Annotated in this window: 20 protein-coding genes; 13 read left to right on the top strand and 7 right to left on the bottom strand. The window is 57.9% G+C overall.

The genetic code is table 11. The features are described from left to right. Positions 1-80: 80 nt before the first annotated feature. Genes NMB43_RS02310 through NMB43_RS02325 form a run of 4 tightly spaced genes read right to left on the bottom strand, consistent with a single transcriptional unit; the run spans position 81 to position 2,288 of the window. Positions 81-596 (bottom strand): ubiquitination-like system serine protease family protein, encoded by a 516-nt coding sequence (locus tag NMB43_RS02310; RefSeq protein ID WP_494350546.1) that lies wholly within the window; start codon positions 594-596, stop codon positions 81-83. Next, entirely contained in the window at positions 575-1,840 is a 1,266-nt protein-coding gene (locus tag NMB43_RS02315; RefSeq protein WP_494350547.1) for a ThiF family adenylyltransferase, read from the bottom strand. The genes NMB43_RS02310 and NMB43_RS02315 overlap by 22 nt, the downstream gene beginning before the upstream one ends. Next, the gene (locus NMB43_RS02320) at positions 1,815-2,102 is read right to left on the bottom strand and encodes a multiubiquitin domain-containing protein (RefSeq protein WP_494350548.1); all 288 of its coding nucleotides are present in this window, start codon (positions 2,100-2,102) and stop codon (positions 1,815-1,817) included. Before NMB43_RS02320 ends, NMB43_RS02315 begins: the two co-directional genes overlap by 26 nt. A gap of 9 nt (positions 2,103-2,111) precedes the next feature. After that, complete coding sequence (locus NMB43_RS02325) at positions 2,112-2,288, bottom strand: hypothetical protein (RefSeq protein WP_415658387.1); 177 nt, start codon at positions 2,286-2,288, stop codon at positions 2,112-2,114. A 231-nt stretch (positions 2,289-2,519) separates the two neighbouring features. Between NMB43_RS02325 and NMB43_RS02330 the strand changes: the two genes are divergently transcribed. The 5 genes from NMB43_RS02330 to NMB43_RS02350 all read left to right on the top strand — a co-directional run bounded on the left by NMB43_RS02330 (position 2,520) and on the right by NMB43_RS02350 (position 6,790). Then, complete coding sequence (locus tag NMB43_RS02330) at positions 2,520-2,822, top strand: hypothetical protein (RefSeq protein WP_494350549.1); 303 nt, start codon at positions 2,520-2,522, stop codon at positions 2,820-2,822. After that, positions 2,819-3,763, top strand: a complete 945-nt coding sequence (locus tag NMB43_RS02335; RefSeq protein WP_494350550.1) for an ImmA/IrrE family metallo-endopeptidase — start codon at positions 2,819-2,821, stop codon at positions 3,761-3,763. The genes NMB43_RS02330 and NMB43_RS02335 overlap by 4 nt, the downstream gene beginning before the upstream one ends. Positions 3,764-4,055: 292 nt before the next feature. Then, positions 4,056-5,060, top strand: coding sequence for a TnsD family Tn7-like transposition protein (locus tag NMB43_RS02340; protein WP_494350551.1), 1,005 nt, complete (start codon positions 4,056-4,058; stop codon positions 5,058-5,060). Between the two features lie 86 nt (positions 5,061-5,146). Next, entirely contained in the window at positions 5,147-5,503 is a 357-nt protein-coding gene (locus NMB43_RS02345) for a helix-turn-helix domain-containing protein (RefSeq protein WP_494350552.1), read from the top strand. Positions 5,504-5,506: 3 nt separating this feature from the next. Continuing rightward, positions 5,507-6,790 carry a TniQ family protein gene (locus NMB43_RS02350; protein ID WP_494350553.1) on the top strand — a complete coding sequence of 428 codons (1,284 nt, stop codon included), beginning with the start codon at positions 5,507-5,509 and terminating at the stop codon, positions 6,788-6,790. A gap of 24 nt (positions 6,791-6,814) precedes the next feature. Here NMB43_RS02350 and NMB43_RS02355 read toward each other — a convergent pair whose 3' ends face one another. The 3 genes from NMB43_RS02355 to NMB43_RS02365 are packed head-to-tail and all read right to left on the bottom strand — an operon-like array spanning position 6,815 to position 11,227. Then, complete coding sequence (locus NMB43_RS02355) at positions 6,815-8,095, bottom strand: AAA family ATPase (protein ID WP_494350554.1); 1,281 nt, start codon at positions 8,093-8,095, stop codon at positions 6,815-6,817. Beyond that, positions 8,088-10,334: a TnsB C-terminal domain-containing protein gene (locus NMB43_RS02360; RefSeq protein WP_494350555.1), complete on the bottom strand. Its 2,247-nt coding sequence runs from the start codon at positions 10,332-10,334 to the stop codon at positions 8,088-8,090. The genes NMB43_RS02355 and NMB43_RS02360 overlap by 8 nt, the downstream gene beginning before the upstream one ends. Further along, a complete protein-coding gene (locus NMB43_RS02365) occupies positions 10,322-11,227 on the bottom strand; it encodes a TnsA endonuclease N-terminal domain-containing protein (RefSeq protein ID WP_494350556.1) in 906 nt (301 codons plus the stop codon). Before NMB43_RS02365 ends, NMB43_RS02360 begins: the two co-directional genes overlap by 13 nt. A gap of 487 nt (positions 11,228-11,714) precedes the next feature. Between NMB43_RS02365 and NMB43_RS02370 the strand changes: the two genes are divergently transcribed. The 8 genes from NMB43_RS02370 to NMB43_RS02405 all read left to right on the top strand — a co-directional run bounded on the left by NMB43_RS02370 (position 11,715) and on the right by NMB43_RS02405 (position 24,986). Next, positions 11,715-12,203 (top strand): hypothetical protein, encoded by a 489-nt coding sequence (locus tag NMB43_RS02370; protein ID WP_494350557.1) that lies wholly within the window; start codon positions 11,715-11,717, stop codon positions 12,201-12,203. Positions 12,204-12,257: 54 nt separating this feature from the next. Beyond that, entirely contained in the window at positions 12,258-13,028 is a 771-nt protein-coding gene (locus NMB43_RS02375; protein ID WP_494350558.1) for a metallophosphoesterase, read from the top strand. Positions 13,029-13,232: 204 nt separating this feature from the next. After that, entirely contained in the window at positions 13,233-16,121 is a 2,889-nt protein-coding gene (locus tag NMB43_RS02380) for an FG-GAP-like repeat-containing protein (RefSeq protein WP_494350559.1), read from the top strand. 113 nt (positions 16,122-16,234) lie between these two features. Next, complete coding sequence (locus NMB43_RS02385) at positions 16,235-20,005, top strand: RHS repeat domain-containing protein (RefSeq protein WP_494350560.1); 3,771 nt, start codon at positions 16,235-16,237, stop codon at positions 20,003-20,005. After that, entirely contained in the window at positions 19,999-20,370 is a 372-nt protein-coding gene (locus tag NMB43_RS02390; protein WP_494350561.1) for a hypothetical protein, read from the top strand. The genes NMB43_RS02385 and NMB43_RS02390 overlap by 7 nt, the downstream gene beginning before the upstream one ends. Positions 20,371-21,061: 691 nt before the next feature. Next, a complete protein-coding gene (locus tag NMB43_RS02395; RefSeq protein ID WP_494350562.1) occupies positions 21,062-21,976 on the top strand; it encodes a PstS family phosphate ABC transporter substrate-binding protein in 915 nt (304 codons plus the stop codon). A 143-nt stretch (positions 21,977-22,119) separates the two neighbouring features. After that, on the top strand, positions 22,120-23,310 hold the full coding sequence (locus NMB43_RS02400) for a type II secretion system F family protein (protein WP_494350563.1): 1,191 nt from the start codon (positions 22,120-22,122) through the stop codon (positions 23,308-23,310). After that, positions 23,307-24,986, top strand: a complete 1,680-nt coding sequence (locus NMB43_RS02405) for a GspE/PulE family protein (RefSeq protein ID WP_494350564.1) — start codon at positions 23,307-23,309, stop codon at positions 24,984-24,986. The genes NMB43_RS02400 and NMB43_RS02405 overlap by 4 nt, the downstream gene beginning before the upstream one ends. Positions 24,987-25,001: the final 15 nt, after the last annotated feature.

The following is a 25,001-nucleotide window of genomic DNA, read 5'->3' on the forward strand; positions in this document are numbered from 1 at the left end:
GTGCTGTGCAACGGAGTCGGCCAGCGGACCTCACGTCCGCGGCACCAACGACGAATGATGCTCCGCCCGCCGCGAATCCATCAGCCGCTTCCAGAGCCCCAAAGGCTTCGCATCCACTTCCAGATGCCCAAGCTAGGTGTGTTCGATAACGATATGCCTGATGGCGCTCCTGATGCGTCGGCAGAGGCGGATGGCGCCGATGTTCCGACGGCGCCGGTGGCGCGCGCGGTGTTGTTGGCATTGATCTGCAACCGCAGGGCGACCTCGTCTCGTTGCTTGACCCGCCTAATCTGATGCTCTGTCATCGAAGCGGCCCAGCGCACCTGATTTCGACGAATCACGTAGTGAGATCTACACGGGTAGTCCCAGTTGCCCACCGACGGCCAAAGTGAGACACAGTCGCCGTCGCGACTCAACTGCCACTCTGCCGGGGATAGGGGCAGGACAACCTCGTGGCCACATCCACAACAACATTTGTGGGAGCAGGTCCGAAACCGCTCGCTGATGTACAGCACTCCGTCGTCTAACTGGTCAGGGATGAACTCAACGAACTTTGGCTTCAGGTGCGTCTGTCTCATCCAGCCGCTCCTGCGCATTCGGTCGCGGATTCCGCGGTATCACCGCGAGCAGCGAGCTCGCCCCGAGTCAGCGACTGTGTCGCAACCGTATACGTGGCCTGGTGCGACCTCGCACGGTCCTCGTAGAAGCCGAACAGCTGCTTCCATTTGATTACCGCAAGTAGAGCGTTTAGCGCGTTCAGATCCGCCACTTGGATGTTCTGGCGGTAGAGCGCGTCCGACTCGTCGTTGTCCATCGGGATGGAGCCGGCGATGTGGTCGTTCTTGAATGGCGTAACGGTCGTGACTCGGCAGGTTCCGTCAAGCTGCTGCGTCTCGGCGTCCATCGCGACGTCCATGCCAACGTCAACAAAAGGGATGCCTTGCGCGGTCAGGTAGCCGCAGATGGTCTTGCGCGCCAGCCCCTTGTCGACGCACACGAAGACGAAGTCGAAGCCCGCCAGCTCGGACACGTTTGCCTCATCCAGGAAGTACGGATGGGGCACCAAGCCTGTTCGCATTGGACTGTAGCGCTCGACGAAGTAGTCGACCTTCTTCATGTGCCGACGCAGCTCTTCCGCTGTCGCTGCGCCCGGTGCGCGGAAGGCGTTGTGCTGCTTGAAGTTATCCCCGTCGAACGGATGAATCTCCCATACTGGAGTCTTCGTTACTTGGTCGAAAACGTAGCTACCAGTACCGCCGAGACCCACGATTGCGACCTTACGCAGCTTGAGCCTGGCCGATGTGGCCACGATTTCGGCGCGCACGCTGGCCGTGTCTGCGTATCGGAAGACAGAGTCCGGTTCCGAGGGTGGGATGACGCGGCGCGTGCGCGCGTCAACGTTCGCGTCGAGTACCTTGGCCTGGCTCTGAATGAGGGTCACATAGTGCGTGACCTTCTCAAAATGGTCCGGATAACCGGTCTGGCTGTACTCCTCCGGCTTGTTCGAAAAGCGATGTTGAGCGTCGCAACCTTCGAACACCGTGAACGGCGACGGCTGCGCGTTGGCAACGAGTTCCGCCAGCATCAGCGTGCCGTCGCTGCGGCACGGAAATGAGCCTGTCCACCAAACCTGATGGTCGTCACCGGCGGCCGTGGGGGGCAGGATGGTGCCGGCATCCTCCACGTACTTGCAGACAATCGACGCGCGCTCGACCATGCCAATTGCGGTGACATAGGGGACGGAGTGCACCAGCAAATGCTGCTGGCGCACTTCGATCTCATAGCCCTGCTCCAGCAGGGCGGCGAGTCCTGAATCAGGAGCGATTGGTCTTGCGGACACGGAATTCCATCCCGTTGTGGACGGCAGTGGACTGGCCCGGGGCGAGCGTGCCGTCGTGGCCGTGGAGGTTGGCGAAGGCCACCGTGTACAGGATGTCGAAGGGTCCCTCGGGGAACGCCAGGCGCACGACATCCTCGTAGCTGATCTGCTCGTGGTGGTACTTGCGCGGCTTGCCGTTGACGAAGATCTCGTACTGGACCGGGTGCGGGCGGGGCGGGGGGCGGTGTTCGGCAGCGCCCTGGGATGGCTGTTGAATGCTCATGCTGGTTCCTTACTTCTTTTCGCGGCGGACGCCCTTGAAGGGAGTCGTGTCGCTGGTTTTGACGTCGAGGAAGCGGCCGTTGTTGGTATCCCGCTTCACGTAGTGGCCTGACGGCGTTTGCGTCTGGCTGCGCTCTCGCACGGCGCCCACGCGGTGACCGTCGCCTGTCTTTCCGTTCTTTGCCATGTCCAAGATCCCTTCCAAGTCCGCAGCAGGAGGTGCTGCTGCTCGCTACTTTGAGGCGGCGCGCTAAGTTTGTCAAGCACATGGTGCGCGCTTGATGAAACTAGCGACTGAACCTAAACTGAGTTGGTCGGGCGGCGGGCGATGGGCGTCCGCCGCTTACGGCATGACCACGAGGAGACCGTGAAACCAACACTAGGACAGTACCTAGCGTCCATCAGGCTTGATCGAAAGATGTCGCTTCGACAGGTCGAGGAGGCTAGCGACAAGGAGGTTTCGAACGCCTACCTTAGTCAACTCGAAACCGGCAAGATCCTTCAGCCCAGCCCAAACGTCCTGAACACGCTCGCTGACATCTACAAGATCAGCTACGTGCAGCTTATGGAACTTGCCGGCTATCTGCCGGCCGCCAAGGCCCGCGAAGCTACGCAGCGGCATGGTCGCATTGCTACCTTCGCGGAACACAACCTAACCCCAGATGAGGAAGGCGAACTCATGCAGTACCTTCAATACCTTAGAACCCGGAAGAAACCGTGACAAAACCCGACGACAGCACACTCACGACGGCCGAACTGCTTGCAGTGGAGGCCCGTGCGAGGCTGTCGCTCGACAAGGCTGACGCTTGGGGCCGATTCCCGACACCAGTTGACGACATCCTGCTCGCCGCCAAGCTGCGGGTGGCCCCGAAGGGGCTGTTCGACGCGGCGAGCTTTCTCGCGTACGTGAAGAAGAAGGCTGACAGCACGAAGCAGTTGCTGAAGTCAGCGCTCTCCAAGGTTTTGGGAATCTACGACGCGAACGAACACATCATCCACATCGATGACTCGGTCGTCGAGTCGAAGCAAACCTTCCTGAAACTGCACGAAACCGGGCACCACGAGCTCCCGACGCATCGCAAGATCTTCAGTCTCTTCCAAGACTGCGAACAGACGCTTGCGCCTGCGATAGCCGACCAGTTCGAGCGAGAGGCTAACAATTTTGCGAGATTCGCCCTGTTTCAAGGAACGGCTTTCCAGGAGCGGGCCGCTGACATGCCGATGAGCATCAAAACCCCCATCGGCTTGGCCAAGACTTTTGGCGCTTCGAACTACGCCGCGGCACGCGAGTTTGTGCGAGTCCACCACCGGCCCTGTGTCCTCTATGTCCTGGAGCCGCTTGAGTTCGTGCCTAGCAAGGGGGTGCGCGGACTGGTTCGACGCATAGAGGTGTCCCCTAGCTTCAATCTGCAGTTTGGGCGGCCGACTGACGAGCGTATTGACAACGACCATGCACTTTCGCCACTCCTGCCGATAGGCAAGAAGATGACGTGGCCGACCCCTTTGCGTTACCGCGACAAGAATGGCGTCGACCACGAATGCCTCGGTGAGGCGTTCGCGACGAAGTACAACGTCTTCTTGCTGATCTACCCGACGAAGGCCCTCACGTCGTCGAGCATTTTCGTACCCACCAAGTTGAACATCGTCCAGCCCGGGCGCTAAGCATCGCGTCCTTTGGCCGGAGGGACTCTTCGTCAGGCCTGAAAGACGGCTCGGCTTAACGCTCGACCGCGGTCAGCGCCGCTATCGCTGCGACGATGAGCCGATGGCTGCCTTGGGCGAAGAACCGCGCAAGGGGCTCCTTGCCGTGGATGACGCCAATCGCTGAACAGCAGTCGTTTGCAAACTCAAGCTTTATCGTCCGCTCCGGCCGAAGTCCGGACGCGCGGCTACGTTGATATCCCACGAGGCTTCATTTCCAATGCATTGATCAAAGCTCAAGTGCCCCGCATGCATGGAGCAGTCAAATCTATTTGCCCTTACCCTCAAATCACCCCTTCTGGCCTGGCTGCCAGATGAGTCCCTTTTCAGCCTGCTGAGCCGAATCCATCGGCTCTGGGGCTACGCACACGCAGAGTCCACCGTGCGTGTGCTCTTCGGTCGTCGTGTTCAGATACATTCGAGCCTGGTTTCGCAGCTCGGTTTGTTGGAAGCACGCGCCTTCGGGTTGCTAGGCACAGCAGATCAGATCGCTTCCGAACGGACGCTCTACGCCTACTACGCCAGCTTCTTGCCAGCCATGGAGAGAGCGGCGCTGCTGAGGGCGATGTGCGACCCCGTGCCTGGCTCCCGCCACAAATGGCCATTCGGGTTTGGCCACCACGTACGAACAGCCAAGCCTTTGAAGACCTGCACGCGTTGTATGGAAGAGGATGAGCTTGAACATGGTGTTGCGTATTGGCACCTGACGCATCAGTGCCCGGGGTCTTGGATTTGCACGCGTCATAGGACACTTCTCCTGGCGGTCGAAGTTTCTCCAACCGCGGCCATGCGTCCTCACTGGCACCTGCCCGCCATTGGCACGCTCAATTCACCGCAGGTGACCACAGACAGCCTTTCTGATGCTGAGCTGGCAGCGTTACAGGGTCTGGCAGACCTGATTTCGGAGCTTGTTCCAGCGATGCAGTTGCGCCGTGTGGATATGGGGAAGCTATTGGAGGTCTATCGAACAGCCATGCATGAGCGGGATTGGCTTAGCCCACTTGGCAATCTCCGGCGCGACAGCATCGCACCCGCTCTCGTCGAGTTCGTTTTGCCGCTGCGGCGCATACGTGAGTTGGCATCGCTGCCGGTGACGGCACGCGAAGCGAGCGTGCTGCTTGGTCGTCTGCTGCGAGGCTCGCACCAGGGTTTTCATGCGTTCCGGCACTTCGTGCTGATCGCCTGGTTGTTCGGCGATGCCAAGCGCTTTCTCGCACGATTCGACGAAATCAACGTGCCTGATCCAGGGCAATCCTAGCCTGACCCTTACCAATCCGTTCGCGAGCAAACCCTCGCCCTTCGTACGGTGCTTGTATGTAAATATGTAAAAACTATCCTAAACACATGAACGCATCCAGCCTCAAAGCACGGGCCTTGCGCGCGGCGGAAATCTGTCGTGAGCGTGGAATCACGCAGACCGAGATCGCGCAGGCCTTGGGCGCCAGTCAGGGCCAGGTGAGCCGAATCCTGCGAGGCCACAACCTGCGCGCCTCCCGCTTGTTCGAGGAGGTCTGCCTGTATGCGGAGCGCTTTGGACAAGGCGTAACGGCCAAGGCGGTACGCGAGAACCAAGAGCTGATCGAGGCGTTGCGCGAAACCTGGGACGGCAGTGCGGTTCATTCGCGCGCGCTGGCGACCGTCATCCGATCTCTGGCCGCACTGGGCAATCCGGTGCATTCCCCGATCACCAGAAAGGAGTAAGCGATGCTCATCCGCCCCAGTCTGCAACCGGACGAAATGGACCGTGGTTACCTGGGGCGTGTGATGCGCTTGAATGGCATCCGTGACCAGAAGATCGGACTGCGGGCTTTGAGAGTGTACTGTGGCGATGACCCCAACCCATCGCAAGGCTTACGAACCGGCACTCAGGAATACCTGAGCCGGATCGCTGATGTGCCCTTGGCGGAATTCATCGCAAGCCACACGACCTTGCCCTGGCGCCGAGCCATCTCGCCTCACAAGGTGAATGTTGCGCACGGTGGCGCCGGCAGCGCCTCCATCGTGTCGATCAGCGGCTTCCGCTTGGCAAGAGGCGATGTGGCGTACTTTTGCCCGGCCTGCATCGCGGAAGGCCAAGCGCGGTTGGGATTCAGCTACTGGCGGCGCGCTCATCAGCTGCCCGGCTGCTGCACATGCGCGGAGCATGGTGTCCCGCTGGTGGCCGTCAAGAACAAGTGGGCGTTTCTGAAGGCGCCAGCACACTATCTGGAGCATCAAACCAGTCAGTCGCTGGCGCCAAGCGACTGGCACGCGCATCCCCTGGTGCGGCGTTTCCAGGCGATTGCGGTGGCGCTGATGGAGCGACGCCAACCCCTGAACTCTGCCGTGGTTCGCCAGGTGCTCCATCGTCGTGGGCAGGAGAGGGGATTTCATGTGACCAGCGGCGAAGTGAGGCGGCCATTGCTGAGTGATCTTGTCCGGCGCTCATTTCCGAGGGCATGGCTTGCCGAAGTATTTCCGGTCGTCCTGCAGTCTCCCAAGGGTGAGTTACTTAACCAGCTGGATGGAGTGTTCTTCTTCTCCAAGGGCGCCTCTTCTGTCGAGGCCGCTTTCATTGCTTTGGCGGTGTTGTTCGATACGCCGGATGAGGCGATACGGGAGCTTGAGCGGCACGAGGCGAACCCTCGGGTTAGAAGCGCACGGCACAACGCGATGGCCATTGATACGCAGGACATCGTGGAGGCCTATATCGATTCGTTCGGTAGCCACGGTTTGGCAGCCAGGACGTGTGGAACAAGCCCCTTCCTGGCAACGAAGAAGCTGTTGTCGTTAGGGCTGCCCAATCTGGCAGCGGGGCGCCGCCGCGAGGGATTGTCAGCCGCTGCGACGGCGTTCTATGTGAAGCGTTTGGGGATCGTGGAGTCGGCCATGCTGGGTGGCATCGCGGTGGCCGAGTTGGAGGCGCTGGTGCGACAAGTCAGCCCCTTGTTTGCTCAGGTGCTTGCGCTGTGGGCATCAGACGCGAACGAGGAATCCCTGGCGGCCTGAGGCCGTCAGGGATTCCAGCTTGCGCTACAAGGGCGTGCTGATGCTGGCAAGGGGATCGAAGCTGTTCGGCAGCAAGTCTTCGAACTGCTCGATCAATCTGGGGTCACCAGAATTCAGCGCGTAGATAGCGGGCATCACAGGGGCCAGGCGCGTTTTTGCAGCGTGATGAAGGTCCTCTATCCTCAAACGATCCTCCTTGCGTGCCAGCGCCGCACGCTGCGCATGAATCCACAACGCGATGAGCATGCGAGGAATGCCGGCAGTCAACTCAAACAGGACGGCGCGCAGTGTCGGCGAGTCCTCGAGCGGATGCGCCACATACTGAAGCTGAAGCAGCGTTGGCAAGAAGGGCTGTTCGAACTCGGGGTCGTCGGCAGTGAAACGGTGGAGCGTGTGACTGCCGCCTGTCGCAAGACGCTGCCCTGTCGCGAATCGACTCCGTAGCGCGAGGAAGCCATCCTGCGTGCCGGAAACGCAGAGCGCAAAGCTACTGCTGTTGGTCAGCATCAGAATGGATTTCAGTGTCTCATCGTCCGCCACGGGTAAGCCGAGATGAGGATCTTTCCTGGACTTGCGCTTAACGGCCTCGGCCTGGCGTTTTCTGCGTTGCGCCAAGGTCTCCAGCTTGAACAGGTTCTGAATTTCGTCCAGATGAAGCAGCCCCAGAAAGTGGCCTTTGGCGACTTTATTCCATTCAGCGAGCTTGGCATGACCGGGCGTCTTGGTGTCGTAGATAAGCGTTTGGAATCGCTGCTCCAAGCCGGCATTCGCCGGACTGACGGCCTCATGCCAGGCCTCCATGAGTGCGCGCGCCAGATCCGAGGATTTTCCACTGGCAGGTACGCCAAGCGACAGCCAGGGGACTTGCCAGTGCGAAGACGCCATATGCGGGAAGCTGTCGTGTCGAATCAGTTGTGGATAGCGCCGCAGAATCCGTGCGATGGCCGTGGTCTTGCCCGCCCCAGATAAACCTTCCAGGGTGATGACCCGCGGCGGCACGGGCAGCGCGGGCCGGTATCCGGGTTCGTGCATGAGTTGAGCCCATGTGGCGGGCTGCGAAGGGTCCCGATATTGATAGCTGTGGCGAAGCGCGAGATCGACAGATTGCGCGAGGTTGACTTCTTCAAGGCGGGGAAGATGCAGTTCGCATAGCTTGTTCAGCCAGTGAACCCGTACGTGCGCTGGAATGGTGGCGATGCCTGAGGGTTTTTCCGGCATATGCCAGAGAAGCCGCATCAGCTCACGAGAGCTCGGAATGTTCCCGAGCGGAGCGATGAGAATGTTGCCGGCATAGGGGTCACTCATGCGCATACCTCCGATTGAACTCTTCGGATAGTTGAGCTGAAAGAGCAAGATGATCGTCAAGCTCCTCCTGGTTGTACCGTGCCCCAGTGGGTTCTGTCGGCGGATCAGATGAAATGCCAGATTGGTGCGCGGCCAGCTCCATCGCGCGGGATTCCGTGATGCTGGGGATCGAGCCATGCAAGGCCGCGTCCGCTTCACGCGTTTTCTGAATGGCGTCGTTCTTGATGCTCTCCAGCAGTGTTCGAGCTTTGATCTTGGCGAGGTTGCGTTGATGCTCGAGTTCCGCCCCATCCAGGTCTCTGTAGGTCAGAACATCGAGATGGTCGAAGTTGGTCGCGTAGGAAGGACAAATGGCGTCGTCCCGGAGCGTAAGGTCGAGAACGCCTGACTGAGCGTCAGGCATCCACAGCTTCTTGATGCCAGCAGGGTGGTAGGCTGTTTCGATATCCCACCCACCTTCGTGTCGGGCGCGTTCGCTCCAGTCGCGCTCAAGTTCTTCGGGCCAGCCATAGCCCAGGCCAGCTCGGAAGACGCCGTACTTGGTCACACGCGCTTGCTCGATCGGCAGCAGATCCATGATCAACTCCGAGGCTGGGAAAGCTCGTTGCGTGCCGATGCCGAACGAATGGCCGAAACGCCAGAGCCCAGCCGGTGAAGGCTGGACGCCATGCTTCACCATTGACGCGTCCAGGCGATGCCGGCGATCAGAGGTCAGGTTGTAGTTCCAGAAGACGACCGCCAAGTAGCGCGCAAACTCAGGAAGCGTCATGACCGACAGACGGGGCCTGTATTGACGGAGTTCAAGCTCCTGACGTCGATAGTCAATCGCGCCTGGAATGGACTGGATATGCTCCTTTCCGATCCGGTGGAGAACCTCGACCACGCCATGCCAGTCAGGACGGTACGGTGGTGTGAATGACTCGTCCGGGATATAGATACCGAAAGCCCGGCCTGCTTTTGATCGGCACTCGCCGTTGTCCACCCAGAGCGAGGCAGGCAACCTGGGCAAAGGGTCGAGGGCGAGATTGACCGTGAAGCCGTAGACCTCACTCAGTAGATCCGGGCTGCATGCACTATTGAAGAGGGCAATTTTCGCTACATTCCAAGATGGATGCTGGAGGCATACATGGAAGCCGAGCACCGCCGTGGACCACACATCTACGACGATGTAGACGACGGGACGTCCGACAACCCAACTCCGATCCAAGGTGGACCGGAGGTAGATGTCGCCCACCGTGGCGTCCATGCACCACGTGTGACCGGGCCCTGACACATCTAGCCACATCCTGCCGCGGAGGCCGCGCATATTGCGGTTGAAGTGTCCCTGCGTGGTCTTCTTCAGCAAAGCGACCAGCTTTGGGATCTCTTCGATAAGTACGCGTTTAATCTGACGACGATTCGGATAGCTCCCCTTCGGCAGTACGACTTCGACTGGAACCCCGTCGACAAACTTGAACTGTTTGACAAAGGCCGAGGTCAGGATACGGTCGATGCGCTCCGGCATCTTGATCTTGAGCTTGGAGATATTGTCGTCTGCCGCCATGATCCTGTCGCGCCACTCCTTTGTCATACCGGGCTGTTCGGGTGGGACGGAGGCTCCATGCGTGCGCGCCAGCCGTTCTTTGCGCGTCTTTCGTCCGGCCTTCCTTCGACCATCCGGCGAGCAGTAGCGGGGCTGTCCAGGTGCTCCGCAGCCGAAGCGCCGATCCCGCAGACTGCGCTCGGAAAACCCGAACCGGCAAAGCAGCGAGAGCACCTTGTAGACGAGCGCCCGGCTGAAGCCTTGCTCGATGACTTCCCTGATCAAAGGGGTGAAGCTTCCGCTGCCCGACAGCGATTCGCGCATGCGATCGAAGTTCAGAAAGAGCCTCGCGACTTCACATCGGCGGGCGAACTCTGCCTTGCTGCGCTCATTGGCCGGCTCCAAAAAATACGCGGCCTCCGGTTCGATCTGCACTGGGAGCATCAGGTTGCGTCGTTGCAGAGAGACAAGTGCATCACGGTCAAACCACACGGGGTTGGTTGAGATGGGCAGTGAGGTTTTCTTGCGCGGCCTGCCCAGGTTCTCCTTTCGCTGACGGCCTCCTCGTGCGGACGGCGCGAGCGGGTCGCCAGGGCGTCTGACAAGCTCAACCAGCGCGGTCCTCTGGTACTTGAGGTCGTCCAGGATGACCCGGTACAGAACGTCGCCTTCTGGCCGGATCATTTTGATCACGGAGTTGTGGGCTAGCGGGTCCATGCATCCCTCCCTGCCACCACTGGGTTCAGCTCCCAGAAAGCCTCGGGGGCCATCGGTGACAGCGCATCTGATGGACGCCAGCCCCGGCGCAGATCGATGGTGATGCGCCCGGTCCAACACGCACGCCAAAACGCGTTCTGAGCCAAGGCCATGCAACCGGTCGCCTCGGCGATCCTTTGGAGCGTGGTGTGTAGCGGCAGACCTTCCCCGCGCAGCCCGTACTTGATTGCGTGCTGAAGGTGTTCTTCAGGAGGAGACGAGATCAGTCCCCAGTGCCAGGTCCGCACCAGTGTGGAAACCAGCAACGGGTGCGCCATATCCTCTGTCAGTAATCGCCACGGCACACCACGCCCGAGCCAGTACGCACGCTCAATAGCAAGCAGTTCCTTTTTGCGCCGGGACTGGAGTTCCTTGCGGTACTTGCACGAGAGTGCCAAAAGGCCAAGCGTTCCGTCGCGCTTGCGGAGAGTGAGCAGTAGGTCGGTCGTCATGACCCATGGGGTTCTGGCGCCGCCCTTCTCTCGCAAGATTGGGTGGCGGATGGACATCTGCTGCGCAAGTTGCGCTGTGCCCAGATGCCGCCGCTGCAGGGGGGCGTAGCCCAGATAGGCACACAACTCATGGGTGCTGGGCTCAACGGCCAGTGGGAATTGTTCCCGCAGATCCACCAGGCGCAAGTTCATCCAGGCTAACAGGGCAAAGTTTCGCTCAAGGTCACTCAGGAAGTCGTGGTGACGCCCCCGCAAAGTCATGATGTGGGAGCGGCCTCGGCTGGTGGGATCCCCGCGCGTGATTTGGTGCCAGCCTGTGTAATCCTCATAAATGCCGGTCCCGCGCCCCTCGCGGTAGAAGCGATCGAGGACGGCTGCGGTGAAGCGTTTTGTGGTGCGCATAGCGTCAATCTCCTGATGCCGGGGTGAGGGAGGTCCTCGCTCACCGGGCGGCTTGCGAAAAATGAAAACAGGGGATTGACGGACTGCTGGCGCAGTCCTAGACTGGACTCGTGTGAAGTTCAGTTGGGGGTGTCAATCCCCGACAAGCTGTAGATGTAAAGAAATCTGCCCGCCTAGCTGCGGGCTTTTTCTTTTTCAAGGGTGCTGTTCTGGTGCCTGATGACCTCCGCTGGCAATAGGAAGATGAGGGTGTTTCGCGCCCTCCGTCGAGGCGCACGAAAACTCAATCTAATTCCTGGCGGCAAATAGGTCAATTGCAATTCCTAGGTTTTATATTTAGTACTATTTTTATATCACCATTTCCAACGTTGGAAATCATGGGTTAATGCAATGATTATTTAATAGCCCATTTCCTGTGGCTGAGCGGCTGCATATTGCTTACGTTTGGACGTAAAATGAGGCTTCCGATGCGTCCGGAAGTCAAAAAATGGAGCCCACGTTTGTCTTTCTGGATTGTGAGTTCACAGACTTCCTGGATATTGATTTGATCAGCATTGCGCTGGTCTGTGAGGATGACCGTGAGTTCTATGCAGAGCGGTCCGATTTCCGTCGAGATGAGTGTTCAGATTTTGTACGAGTGGCGGTGCTCCCACTTCTCGGAGCCGATTCGAGCAGGGTGATGACGCGATCTGAGCTGAGTGCACAGCTAAAGACGTGGATAGCCGAGCTTCCGGCGATCAAGTTGGCCTGTGACTCCAGCCATGATCGGGATCTGTTTGCGGATGCGATGGACTACACGTCACCGCCAAATATTATGGGGTGGCTGAACTTGAACTCCCTCTCTGGGGAAGAGGAGGTAAGGTTCAATGCTGCCGTGGCCGCCTATCATGACAATCCAAGCCATCCTTGGCACCATGCGCTACACGATGCACGAGCGCTCCAGATGGGTTGGCGAGCGTCGCTGAACCCTGTGTAGGTAAAACCTGCCCTCGTGGCTTTTCGCTCAGAACCTCTCCAAGTCGTTGCTTCTGTGAGAATCGCGCTCTATTCCGACCTTCATTTAGAAATCTCCCCTTGGGTGCCTCCGGCCGTTGAAGCTGATGTCATCGTTCTGGCCGGTGATATCGGGCGACATACTCATGGTTTGACTTGGGCGGCGCAGACCTTCTGCGAAGGAAGAGCGGATCCCCCGGTCGTCATCTATGTGGCGGGCAATCACGAGTACTACGATGCTCAGCTCGGGATGCTAGAGGAGCTTCAGAAGCCTGAATGGGCAGAGGCGGGAGTTCGGTTTTTGGAGCGCCAAGTGCTGAAAGTGGGTGATGTCCGTTTTCTCGGCTGCACACTCTGGAGCGCATTCAGTCTCTACGGGAGAGACAAGGCGGAAGCCTATATGGAAGTCGCGAAAAGGGGCATCAATGACTTCCGCTTGATCTTCGCTAGAGGTGGAAGGCCTCTGCGGCCACTCGATGTGCTCAATCTGCACCGTACCGCCATTCAATGGCTGGATGCTGCGCTGTCCGAGCCTTTCGAGGGGAAAACAGTAGTAGTCACACACTTCGCTCCGCATCCAGGCTGTGTGGCGCCTCAATATGAAGGGGGCGATCTTTCACCATACTTTGTGAATGATCTTTCGTGGTTAATACGGAAGCATCGGATTGAGCTATGGTGCTTCGGGCATACCCACACGAACTGCGATTATGTTACGGCTGAGGGTTGTAGAGTCCTCTCGAATCAGCGTGGTTATCCCGGCGAGCACGGGCTGGTGGGTTTTCGACCTGACCTCACGGTTGGTCTATGACGGCTCAGTCGTTACTTGGTGGACGACCTGAAGCGTGCTGGGCAACCATCAGTCACGCAAACAGCCCCTTGCAACATCACATCTAGGCGTCAACCTGCCCAATAGTCACGCTGTGCTTGATAGGAAGCGCGGGCGCCGGTAAAGTGCCGCAAGCAGAAGAAGTGGTGCCGAAGTCACCATGTTAAAACTAACCGGGGGTAAATCATGCGCTGGATTGTGGGGCGTGCAGGTGTCGGTTTGGCCGTTGTTTTGTTGATGATCAGCAATTCAATGCAGGCAGCGATGGTGACGCCAGGTCAGTTTGCCGTGACGGAGTCGGGAGCGGCGACGTATACGGTGCCGTTGGCGGCGGTGCCGGGGGTGGGGGGAATTGAACCCAAGCTGACGCTTAATTACAACAGCCAGCAAAACGACAATGGCCCTATGGGGGTGGGCTGGGGGATTGGGGGGCTGTCTGCCATTACTCGCTGCCCTCAGACGCGTGCGCAAGACGGGGTGCCGTTTGCGCGAACCGTCCAGCATGATATCAATGATCGCTATTGTCTTGATGGCCAGCGCCTGACGCTGGTCGCGGGCGTGTACGGTGCAGACGGTGCGGAATACCGCACCGAGATCGACAGTTTCTCCAAGATCACCTCACATGGTACGACCGGAAGTGCGATCGCACGGGGGCCTCTCTATTTTTTGGTTAAAACCAAGGCGGGTTTAACCATGGAGTTTGGTACGACCGACAATGCACGCATTACGGGGACAAGGATTGGGGATGCTGTGTCGGTGTGGGCGCTGAACAAAGTCAGCGACTCCAAACGGAACAGCATGACCTTTCTGTATCACAAGGACTTAGGCTTGTTCTATCCGTCTAGGGTGAACTACACCGCCAACGATGCGACTGGGACCAATAGCGGCGCATGGTTACAGTTTCATTATCAAGGGAGGGCGGGAAGTGAGGCCGACATCGAGCGCACCTATGGCAAGGCGAATGATTCGGTTCAGGCACTGCGTCTATTCCAGGTGGATTCGGGAGTGGGGAGTGCCAAGCTGACGGAAACCCGGATTGGCTATGACCAAAGTCCGGGCACGTATCGTTCCCGTGTGACTTCTATTCAGAATTGTAATGCACAGGGAGTGTGTCTCGCTCCTCTGGAGCTTGGTTGGGCTGGAACGAACTTTGGAGCGGGGTGGGAGCGGTGGGAGACTCAGGCCGGAGGTATCTGGGCTCAACAGCAATGGATGACGGGTGACGTAGATGGGGATGGACGAACCGATCTTATTAATGTTTTTGATGACAATGGTTTGGTCTCTATTGATGTTCACCGAAACACTGGCAGTAGAAACTTCTCTGCTGTTCGGTGGGCTACACAAACTGCACCAATGCCACGAGGTTCGGTTGATCTGTGTGGTGCTCCAGCAAAAGGTGGTTGGCGCCCTCGATGCGCGAACGATCCCATGCGCGAGCCCGGCGGGATTCAGAAATGGTTGCAGGGCGATTTTAATGGAGATGGCATGCTTGATCTCGTGCAAATATATGACGAGGCGGGCATGGCGAACATCAACGTTTATTTCAGCACCGGCAGCTCTTTCGCGATGCAAAGATGGGCGACGCAACAAGGCGGAGTGTGGAAAGAGCAGAATTGGTTTGTGGGTGACTTTAATGCAGACGGAAAGCCGGATCTTGCGAAGGTATTTAGTGATGGCGGCTATGCTTCGATAGATGTTCATCCAAATACTGGAAGTGGCTTTGGCATCGAACGCTGGGAGTCTAGGGTAGGTGGGTTCTCGGCTGATCAGAAATGGTTTGTGTTTGATGCAAATGGCGATGGCTTGCTGGATTTTGTTAACGTCTTTTCAGACTATGGCTTGGCTTCAATAGATGTGCACTTAAACTCTGGTGCCGGAAAGAGCTTTTCTGCTGCGCGCTGGGAGACTCAGGCCGGAGGTTTTGAGGAGGGACAGCGCTGGTTTCCGATGGATGTGAATGGTGACGGACATGTCGACTTTGTCAATCTTTTTAATGATGAAGGCGGGGCTTCGATGGATGTTCATTGGAATCGTGGTGATCGCTATGAGGGAATTGCTCGATGGGGAACTCGCGCTGGAGGATATTGGGAGGGGCAGCGTTGGTTTTCTGCTGATGTGAACGGGGATGGCAAGCCTGATTTGGTGAATATATTCAGTGATGGTGGTTTGGCTTCAATTGATGTTCACCTTAATCGCGGCAATGCTTTTGGAGCGCTTCGGTGGGTAACGCAGCGGGGCGGGTTTAGTGATACACAGCGCTGGTTTTTTGAAGATGTTACTGGAGACGGCTTGCCTGGAGCGATTTTGGTGCATGATGAGGGAGGGTATGCGTCAGTAGATGTCCATCCAAATCAATCCTCTTTGGAGTTGGTCTCCGTTTTTAATGCCGGTTATATGCCCGTGAAGGTGACTTATCAGGGGCTCCCTACTGTATATGGCAGTCGCTATTTTAAGGAGCTTTCACCGGCATATCCAAAAGTTGCAATAACTATGCAGATTCCTGTTGTAACGGATGTGACTTTTTCCGATGGGGTGGGAGGGGGGAGGCAGAGTGTCTATTGGTACGGTACAGCGGTGACGGATTTAGATAGAGGTTTTCAAGGGTTTAATTGGCAGCAGGTACAGGACCAATCGACTGGCATTGTTTCTAGAACTTGGTTTAGGCAAGAGTTTCCTTTTACAGGTATGCCCGAGACTGCAGCTTCATGGACTGGTAGTTGGTTGCCTTTGTCTGAAGTTCGCTCCAGCAATGTTTGTCTTAATCCCGCAGATGTATCTGGCAGTTCAGGCTGCTCGGTAAGTCCTGGTCAGCGCTACTTCGTGTATCCCCAGGTGACGACGCAACGTAACTGGAGCGTGACGAGCGACGGTCGCGGTGTGGAATTGCCTGGGAGTCGGATGACGCAGTCCTTCGATGGGCTAGGCAATGCCAAGCAAGTGGAGGTCGAGGTGTTGCAACCGGGCGCGGTTGCGACGGGTATCAAGAAAGTGACGACCAACACCTACGAGAACGACGCGACCAATTGGTATCTGGGGCGCTTGATTCGTTCGACGGTAAGCAGTATCCGGCCCTAGTCGTCGGGGCCGCTCTCGGCGGGGTGCCGGGAGGGTCGAATCATAGCGAGGCAGCACAAAGCCAAATTTAGGAGGCGGGCCGGATATGCCGGTCCCGTACAGGGGGTGAGGGGATGGACAACGTGACGAGTCCGCGCGGGCGCGGCTGGCTGTTGGGTGCGGGGATCGTGTTGTGCGTACTGGCGGGGCCGGCTTGGTCGGCCAGTCAGATGCGCAGCTCGGCGTTTCGGTATGACCCGGCGAGCGGCCTGCTAATCAAGGAGATCGTTGAGCCGGACAACAGCGATCTGTGTGTGGTCACCGAGTACGGCTACGACGGTTTTGGCAACAGAACCATTACCACCACGCGTAACTGCAACGGCAGTGATGGAGAAGCCCCATCGCCCGTGCCAGGTAGCCTTGCTCTCTTTGAAGCGCGCACCACCACCATCGTCTATTCTCCGGATGGGCGCTTCCCCCAGAGCAGCAGCAACGCCTTGGGCCACACGGAGACGCGTAGCTTTGATCCTGTTAAGGGTACCCTGAGCAGCCTCGTTGGCCCCAATGGCCTTACCACTGCGTGGGAATACGACGGATTTGGCCGCAAGACCAAGGAGACGCGTGCCGACGGCAGCTACAGCGCCTGGGAATACCGTTGGTGCGCCGGCTACAACGGCGGCAACGAAAATTGCCCCACCATCAACGGTGCCGTTGGCATCTATCTCGTACGCCACAGGTCATCCAGTGCCAATGGCACCAGTTTGAGCCCCGTTAGCATCGTCTACTACGATGCCCTTGAGCGTCCCATCCGAAGTCAAATTCAAGGTGACTTGCGTGACCAAGGGTATTGGATATTCCAGGACACCCGTTACAACGCCAAAGGCCAAATCCAAGCGAAGTCCTTACCGTACTACTCATGGGAGTCTCCTCGCTGGACGACCTACACCTATGACACGCTTGGTCGTCCAGAAACTGAAACAGCCCCTAGCGGTCTGATCACGCGTACGACTTACGATGGATTGCGCACGGTCGTTACCCTTGAAAACCCGCGAGACGGCTCCCCGGCGCAAAGCAAAGTCACGGTCAAAAACATCCAGGGCCAAATCGTCCAGATCATTGACACCGAAGGCGGAACCCTCACCCACGAATATGACCTGCAAGGCAATCTCAGTCGCACCATTGACGCCCTGGGCAACGCCGTGGTCGTCAGCTACGACCAGCGTGGCCGAAAGACCGGCCAGAGCGACCCTGACATGGGCGTCTGGACCTATGGCTACAACGCACTGGGGGAACTCAGAGTCCAAACGGATGCCAAGAATCAGGCCAGCTTCTTCGACTACGACAAGCTCGGTCGCCTCAGGAGTCGCAACGAGAACGATCTCAAGTCTACTTGGATCTACGACGTCTGTGCCAAGGGCATAGGCAAACTGTGTAGCGTCACGGCAGACAACGGCTACCAGCGTACCCAAAGCTACGACAGCCTAGGCCGACCAGTAACAAGCAGCACTTTCATCGACAAATGGTTTACCACCACCACGAACTACGATAGTGCAGGTCGCATCGCTAGCATCGCTTACCCCGGCGGAAAGGCGACGACCTACTATGGATACGCACCGATTACTGGTGTGCTGGATGAGGTGCGTTTGGGTACCGAAGGGGACGGCGGAAATGGTCCCCGGATTATCTGGCTGCGTGGGGACCGCAATGCAGCCGGGCAGTTTGAAACCGAGATCTATGGCGACCCAACAACAAATGACTATGGCGGGCACTCGCTGATTAAGCACGCATACAGTTTTGTTGGTGGCCCGCTGGCTCAGTCCTGGGAGGAGCGCTTCGATTGGTACAACGACGAATACAACGATCTCGGCTACGACCGTTACTACCAATATGATCGAATGGGCAACCTTACGAGACGGACCGTTCAGTTGGACGCTTGGCAGTCCGTCAGCGAGAGCTTCACCTATGACAATCTCAATCGCCTCAAGAGTGGCAGCGGCCCTGGCTTGCCCACACGTACCTTTGCCTATGACGCCATTGGCAATGTCACCTATAAGAGTGACGTTGGCGACTACAGCTACCCCGCCTCCGGTAGTGGCAGCGTGCGTCCGCACGCGGTGCGCTGTCTCACGGGCCCCGTCCTTCAGGGCTGCATGGACTATGACGCTAACGGCAACCTACAAAGCGCCAGTTACACCAATGGCAACACCCGCACGGTAAGCTATACAAGCTTCAACCTGCCTGCGCAGATCCAGGCCATGCATGCCGGGCGTAGTGTGACCTACCAGTACGTTTATGGCGCTAATCATGAGCGGGTCAAACACATCGTCACCACCCAGGGCGGCACCACCATTACGCGCTACCTCAACCCAGACAACGCCGGCGGCCTGTTCTTTGAAGAAGAAACCAAACCCGATGGCACGGTCGAATTCAAGCACTACATCGCAGGGGGCAACGGCGTAGTCGGGGTCTATGTCACCAAGAGCGCCTACAGCGTGGGCCAAGGTCCCGAAATGCGCTATTACCACAAGGACCATCAGGGAAGCGTTGTGATGATCACGCGTGAAGACGGAACCGTGATCGAGCGACTGGGGTTTGAAGTCTTTGGTGAGCGACGCCATGCCAGCGGCCAGCCGGAGGACCGCAATAGCCCCCTCTATGGGCTGAGTACGGATCGCGGCTATACGGGACATGAACACTTGGACGAAGTGGGTTTGATCCATATGAATGGCCGGGTTTTTGATCCGGTGGCGGCGCGCTTCATGACGGCCGATCCGAACATCGACGGGCTCTACGAATTGCAGGGCTACAATCGTTACAGCTACGTTATGAACAACCCGCTGAACATGACGGACCCCAGCGGTTACTGGAGTTTGGCAAAAGCACTCAAGACGCGACTGCTGTTCGACGCCGCGCCAACAGATCGAAATTTATTTAAAGCCTTCCAGGCCCAACCTGGGCAGGCCGCCATTGATCGATATGTAGCAAAGAATCAAACGGTTTATTCGATCGGTCAGATCGCCGTGACTGCTGTCGCATCGTACTTTGGGGGGCCATGGGCGGGCGCGGGGGCTTCGGCCACCTGGACGCAGTACTTCTCCTATTATCAGACGGGTGATATTTGGGCGTCTCGTCGTGCTGGCGCGATCTCCTTTGCGACGTCGGCGGCGTTCTATGGTGCTGGCTCGTTGGCCAAAGCGGCTGGCAGTGAGCTGGTGCGGGTAGCGGCGCATGCAGCCGTGGGGTGTGCCAGCGCGGAGGCTTCTGGTGGCAACTGTGGGCAGGGTGCCATGTCGGCGGCGGCAGGCGCTGCTTTCACGGCGTCAGGAGTCAAGTTTGATGGTTTTGCGCAGAATGTCGCTGCGCATGCAATTGTCGGGGGTACCGCTTCAGTATTAGGCGGAGGGAAGTTTGGGAATGGCGCGGTTACAGCGACTTTTGGATACCTCTTTAATTCGCTCGCGCATCCGGACAACACCTACGAGGCCGGCGTAAAGCAAGCGATCCTTCGGGGTGATGTCGCTGAGCTTCAGGCACTACTTGGGAATGGCACACTGTCTGCTCAAGACGCGCTGATTGCTCAGCGTGCACTTGCCGCGATGCAAAGCGTTGGCGCAGAGAACAGCGCCATGCTTGCAGGCCGCTATGGTGTCGACTGGGCCAACAAAGTCGAGCACATCTTCAATGGTGTGCACCAAGGCCCTGTAGGGCAGGCGCTCCTTGGGAAATTCGGCTCACCGATCGAAGCAATGGCGCAGGTTCAACGGGCCTTGGAGGTAGCCAGGCCATCTACCGGCTTGTTCAGCAATACCTTCCAGACAACTGTCAATGTTCAAGGTGTGGCTGTTCAGGTGCGCGGGGCTGTGGTCGATGGCGTCTACAGGATCGGGACGGTTCTCAAATGGTGAAATCATTGCCCGCTGAACAACTCACTACGCTGGAGCGCGAGGCGCTCCAGCGTGCGATTGGATCGATCAAGTCCAAGGCATTGCGAGATGCCTTGATACGGCAAGTCGACGCACTTCATGTGACGAATAGAACCGAAAAGACGGCGGGCTATTACGCGGATCTCGAGGTTCCCGCAGAACTGCGAGTTGACGATTTGCCCGACGAATTCAACAAGGATCCGCCTCAGGCTGAGGCTCGGCACCCTGACGGTGCAAACGCGATCTTCTTCGTTGTTTACGTCAAGTGCGGCATGATCTCGTTTATGGAGGCGGCTTCAACCTCTGACTGGCCGGAGAGCGAAGACCGCATTGTCTTTACCGGTTGATCATCACCCAATCAAATCGGGCGGCGGTATCCGGCGCTGGTGTGAGGTCTTGCTTCTTGCGTCGTCAATGCGTCTGGCTGCCTTGGCCGCATTGACGATGCCGCTGCCCTGATGGCTACCGAGCGAAAGCAGATGCCGATCCCCCGACACGACGACATCGGCGCCGCCGGTGACGGCCGTACCTCCGTACGGTGAATAACGAGTAGGGCGGATTCGCAAACAGTCTGCCATTGGAGTAGCAATAGGCGATTGCGTTTTGCTTTCGGCTCGCCGCGGCTTGGAGGGCACGCGAATGGTGGACTGTCGCTTTGCTCCGAATCCGCCCTACGGGTTACAACATTTGAGGGTGTGGGGCGTGTTGATGTCGAATTATCGGCGTGCTTTCGTTCCGGGTGCGACGTACTTTTTTCACTGCGACGCTGTTGGAGCACAAAGGTGATTTGCGGGTTCGGCATGTCGATGCGCTGCGGGATGCGGTGAGGCAAGTATCCAACGAACTTGTGAGAAATTATCTCAGTGATTTTTTGCGGGCACATTCAACGGTCTTTTGCATTTGCCTCCGGGGTAATTGATGTCAAGACTACAGTTTTCTTTCATGCGTTGCGGCCTGTTCTGGGCTATCGCACTGCATGGCTCTCATCTTGGCGCTCAGCAAACAACGTCGACAGAGCGTCCGGCACTGCCGGCGGACATGGCTTCGCGTCCCATTGCGGCTCCCGGCGCACGCAAAGCCATTCGCATCGACGCCGGGCAAGCCTTGTTTCCGTTGACGGCGGCAGTGGTTGACGCGTATGCGAAATCGCCCTCCTCGCCAAGTACATCTGAGCGCCCCGCGCCAGCTTTGCAGCGCTTGGGAGGGGGGGCGGAGCGGTTGTGTGCGAACCGCGTGGATATCGCGGAATCCAGCCGTCTTCCTACCGCCCCGGAACAAGCGCTGTGTGAGCACTCAAAAGTCGGCTTGCTAGTCATTCCTGTTGTCAGTGACGCGCTTGTTGTCGTGGTTAACAAGCTCAATCCACTCAACAGAATCAGTATCGAAGAGTTGCGCACGATGTGGGATGTGCAGTCTCAGGGCCGTATCAATCAATGGAAGCAGATTAACGACAACTTCCCGGCTCAAGCACTGAAACTCTATGGCCCAATCCCGCGTTCCAGCGCCGCGCAGTTCATCGAAAGTCGCCTTTTGGATAAGGGGGGTGAGCTGCGTGAAGACTTCACGGCCTCGGGTGACGACGCCATGCTGCTTCAGGGGCTGAAACGCGACCCGGCGGGGCTGGCCCTGATTGGTCTGTCGTATTACCTGGACGCGCGCGACAGCGTCAAGGCCTTGGGTATCGAGCCTGCCAAGGGCAAGCCGCCAGCCGTGTTTCCCACCCCTGAGAATGTCGCCAGCGGGGCGTATCAGCCCTTGATTCGTCCCCTCTACCTGTTCATCAACACTCAATCGCTGGTGCGCCCCGAAGTGATGGCCTTTGTCGAGTTCTATCTCCAGAATGCAGCGCGACTAGCCAAACCGCTGCGTTTCGTTCCTTTGCCGGAGGCGGAGTACACGAAGAGCCTGAACACTGTGCGCAAGGATCGGCCGGCTGCGTCTGCCAAGCCTTAAGCTTGCCGCTTCCAGTGTGACGCATGCCCGCATTGGCATCGTATTTGGGCCTTGGATTGGCGATAATCCCCTAAGCGTGGCTATCCGGTGACTGGGTAGAGAAATAGGGGGCCACCAGGCCTGCAGGGGGAGGGGGCGGTGCGATGCGTTACATGGTGAAAGCGGTTGCCACTTCGGGAGAGGTGAGCGACTTTCCTGTTGACGCACCGGACGAAGTCGCAGCGCGAGCGTACATTGCGCAGAGAGGGTTGGACGTTCTCGACGTCAGGGCAGAGCGTCGATTGCAGCTCAACTTGAGCCGGAGTCAGGCGTTTCCAACGGTATTCTTCAGTATTGAGTTAATCGCGCTCCTCGATGCAGGGTTGAATCTCGTCGAGGCGATGCAGGCGCTCAGCGCCAAAGAGGCTGAAGACGGGACTACGCGCGCAGTCACGCGCGGCATCCTGGACGCGCTACATACTGGGGAGTCATTCTCCATCGCGCTGCAGCGTTTCCCGCAAGCTTTTCCTCCCATCTACTGTGCCGTCGTCCGAGCTTCGGAACGCACCGGCAATCTGCGCGAAGCCCTGGCAAGGTATGTCGCTTACGCGGAGGCTTTTGGCCAGATTCGTCGCAAGCTGGTTTCGGCCCTCGTGTATCCGGCCGTGCTGTTGGTGGTTGGCGGCCTCGTCATGCTTTTCCTGTTGGTGCACGTCATTCCCCGATTCGCGCGCCTGTACGACGACAGGAGGGGCGAGCGTCCATTCTTCTCGACCTTGCTGAAGTCACTTGGGCAGATCATGGAGGCTCATGGTCATTGGTTTGTGCTTGCGATGTTCATTGTGGTGACGGCCATCATCGTGGTCTTACGCCGCCCTGAAGTGAGGCGCTGGCTGAATCGGCAGGCGTGGCGATTGCCGACTGTCGGAGCGAAGATGCGTTTGTTTCAATTGGCGCGCCTATTTCGTACGCTGGGCATGCTTCTGCGCGCGGGAACACCTTTGGTGCCCGCGCTCCAGATGTCGCGCGAGGTCTTGGCGGAGCACTTGCAAGTTCAGTTGGCTAAGGGGCAGCGCTTGATAGAACAGGGACTGCCGATGTCCTCGGCCCTCTCGGAGGTGGGCTTGGTGACCTCCGTTGCTATGCAGATGATGTTGGTCGGTGAACGTGGCGGCAATATGGGTGAGATGTTGGAGCGCATCGCAGGATTCTTCGATGAGGATCTTGCGCGATGGTTAGATCATGCTTCCCGATTGTTCGAGCCTGTTTTGATGACGATACTGGGGATCGGCATAGGCGGTATCGTGGTGCTGATGTATATGCCCATCTTTGAACTTGCGAGTAATCTGCAATGAGCGCGCAGCCTTCTGATCTTTGTGCTGATGACTTGCGATGGGCACGTGAGCAGGCAGCCGCAAGCGGTCGCAGCCCCGTTGATATTCTGGCGGAGCGGAGAGCGGAGGCGCCCTTTGTGGTGCTTGTTGGCATGGCCAGGGTGCTGAGATGGGCTGCCTGGCACTACTCCCAGCTTGCCGAAGCCACCCCAGACTTCAGCCGGATTGGTTTCGTGGAGGCGAGCCAGCGCGGCTGTCTTGCATTGCGGACTGCGGACGGACATCTGCAGGTTGCTTTGAGCGACGCTTTTGCTCTTGCCGTTCAGGACTGGGTCGAGCGGCGGATGGTTGAGCCCTTCCAATACGTCCTCGTTCTTCGGGATGACCTCGCTGCCTTACTTGTGCGTCTCGAAGAAGGTATGCGTGCCCTCGACCAAACCCAGGCCGCAGGGGGAGCGACGGAAGAATTAACGGTACGCGCTGATGACATTTCTATTGAGTCGATCAGTGGGGCGGAGAGCGCAGTCGTAAGACTGGTCAACTCAACGCTCTATGATGCCTACCGCTCTGGGGCAAGTGATATACACCTGGAGTCTACGTTCGATGGCATGGCAGTAAAGTATCGCATCGACGGAGTGCTGACGACTGCTGAGCGCGTCTCGGGGTCAAACTTTGCCGAGCAGGTGATATCCCGCGTGAAGGTAATGGCAGAGCTCGATATTGCGGAGCGACGTGTGCCGCAGGACGGTCGATTCAAAGTGGCCATCAAAGGTCGCGACGTTGATCTGAGAGTTTCAATCATGCCTAGTGTGTTTGGTGAGGATGCAGTACTACGTATTCTCGATCGGCGCAGCGTGGCAGGGGAGGCTCAGGCGGTCACCTTGGAGTCTCTTGGATTCGAGAGTGCTATGCGGGAGCAGTTGCATGATCTTGCGCTTGCTCCGTATGGAATGGTGCTGGTAACGGGGCCTACGGGTTCGGGTAAAACGACGACCATCTACGCCATACTGTCACGGGTGAATACCGGGCACGACAAAATCATCACAATTGAGGATCCAGTAGAGTATCAATTGCCAGGGATATTACAAATTCCTGTCAATGAGCGAAAAGGACTGACCTTTGCGCGTGGCCTGCGTTCAATTCTGCGCCATGACCCTGATCGGATAATGGTAGGAGAAATACGAGATCCTGAGACGGCGGAGATTGCTGTTCAGTCGGCACTCACTGGACACTTGGTATACACAACCGTGCATGCCAATAACGTTTATGACGTGATCGGGCGTTTCATGCACATGGGGGTCGACCTCTACAACTTTGTTTCCGCGGTGAATGCGATCTTGGCCCAGCGTCTGCTGCGCATGGTCTGCACTGAATGCGTTAGACCAGACGCGCCGGAGTCGGAAGTGATACGGCGTTCTCATTTGACAGCAGAGGATTTGGCCCGTGCGAAGTTTCAGCGCGGGCTGGGGTGTGGTGCATGTCGTGGAACCGGTTATCGCGGCCGTATGGCGGTAGGCGAATTACTTGTCATGAATGACGAACTTCGTGATTTGATTTTGAGCCGCGCATCGACGCGTGAAATTAGAGTTGCGGCGGCCAAGTGCGGAGTAAAGCTACTCAGACGGTCCGCCATGGAGCTGGCCTTGGCGGGTAGGACAACGCTTGAAGAGGTGAATCGTGTTACCGCGGTGGCGTGAATCCGTTCGCGTAGC

Source organism: Uliginosibacterium sangjuense (genome assembly GCF_059132465.1).

Excerpts from the sequence above, each read along its gene's own strand:
- NMB43_RS02370 (WP_494350557.1), top strand. The coding sequence starts at position 11,715 with ATGGAGCCCACGTTTGTCTTTCTGGATTGTGAGTTCACAGACTTCCTG.
- NMB43_RS02385 (WP_494350560.1), top strand. The coding sequence starts at position 16,235 with ATGGACAACGTGACGAGTCCGCGCGGGCGCGGCTGGCTGTTGGGTGCG.
- NMB43_RS02355 (WP_494350554.1), bottom strand. The coding sequence starts at position 8,095 with ATGAGTGACCCCTATGCCGGCAACATTCTCATCGCTCCGCTCGGGAAC.
- NMB43_RS02380 (WP_494350559.1), top strand. The coding sequence starts at position 13,233 with ATGCGCTGGATTGTGGGGCGTGCAGGTGTCGGTTTGGCCGTTGTTTTG.
- NMB43_RS02405 (WP_494350564.1), top strand. The coding sequence starts at position 23,307 with ATGAGCGCGCAGCCTTCTGATCTTTGTGCTGATGACTTGCGATGGGCA.
- NMB43_RS02365 (WP_494350556.1), bottom strand. The coding sequence starts at position 11,227 with ATGCGCACCACAAAACGCTTCACCGCAGCCGTCCTCGATCGCTTCTAC.
- NMB43_RS02390 (WP_494350561.1), top strand. The coding sequence starts at position 19,999 with ATGGTGAAATCATTGCCCGCTGAACAACTCACTACGCTGGAGCGCGAG.
- NMB43_RS02325 (WP_415658387.1), bottom strand. The coding sequence starts at position 2,288 with ATGGCAAAGAACGGAAAGACAGGCGACGGTCACCGCGTGGGCGCCGTG.
- NMB43_RS02400 (WP_494350563.1), top strand. The coding sequence starts at position 22,120 with ATGCGTTACATGGTGAAAGCGGTTGCCACTTCGGGAGAGGTGAGCGAC.
- NMB43_RS02360 (WP_494350555.1), bottom strand. The coding sequence starts at position 10,334 with ATGGACCCGCTAGCCCACAACTCCGTGATCAAAATGATCCGGCCAGAA.
- NMB43_RS02310 (WP_494350546.1), bottom strand. The coding sequence starts at position 596 with ATGCGCAGGAGCGGCTGGATGAGACAGACGCACCTGAAGCCAAAGTTC.
- NMB43_RS02350 (WP_494350553.1), top strand. The coding sequence starts at position 5,507 with ATGCTCATCCGCCCCAGTCTGCAACCGGACGAAATGGACCGTGGTTAC.
- NMB43_RS02395 (WP_494350562.1), top strand. The coding sequence starts at position 21,062 with ATGGCTTCGCGTCCCATTGCGGCTCCCGGCGCACGCAAAGCCATTCGC.
- NMB43_RS02320 (WP_494350548.1), bottom strand. The coding sequence starts at position 2,102 with ATGAGCATTCAACAGCCATCCCAGGGCGCTGCCGAACACCGCCCCCCG.
- NMB43_RS02330 (WP_494350549.1), top strand. The coding sequence starts at position 2,520 with ATGTCGCTTCGACAGGTCGAGGAGGCTAGCGACAAGGAGGTTTCGAAC.
- NMB43_RS02345 (WP_494350552.1), top strand. The coding sequence starts at position 5,147 with ATGAACGCATCCAGCCTCAAAGCACGGGCCTTGCGCGCGGCGGAAATC.
- NMB43_RS02340 (WP_494350551.1), top strand. The coding sequence starts at position 4,056 with ATGGAGCAGTCAAATCTATTTGCCCTTACCCTCAAATCACCCCTTCTG.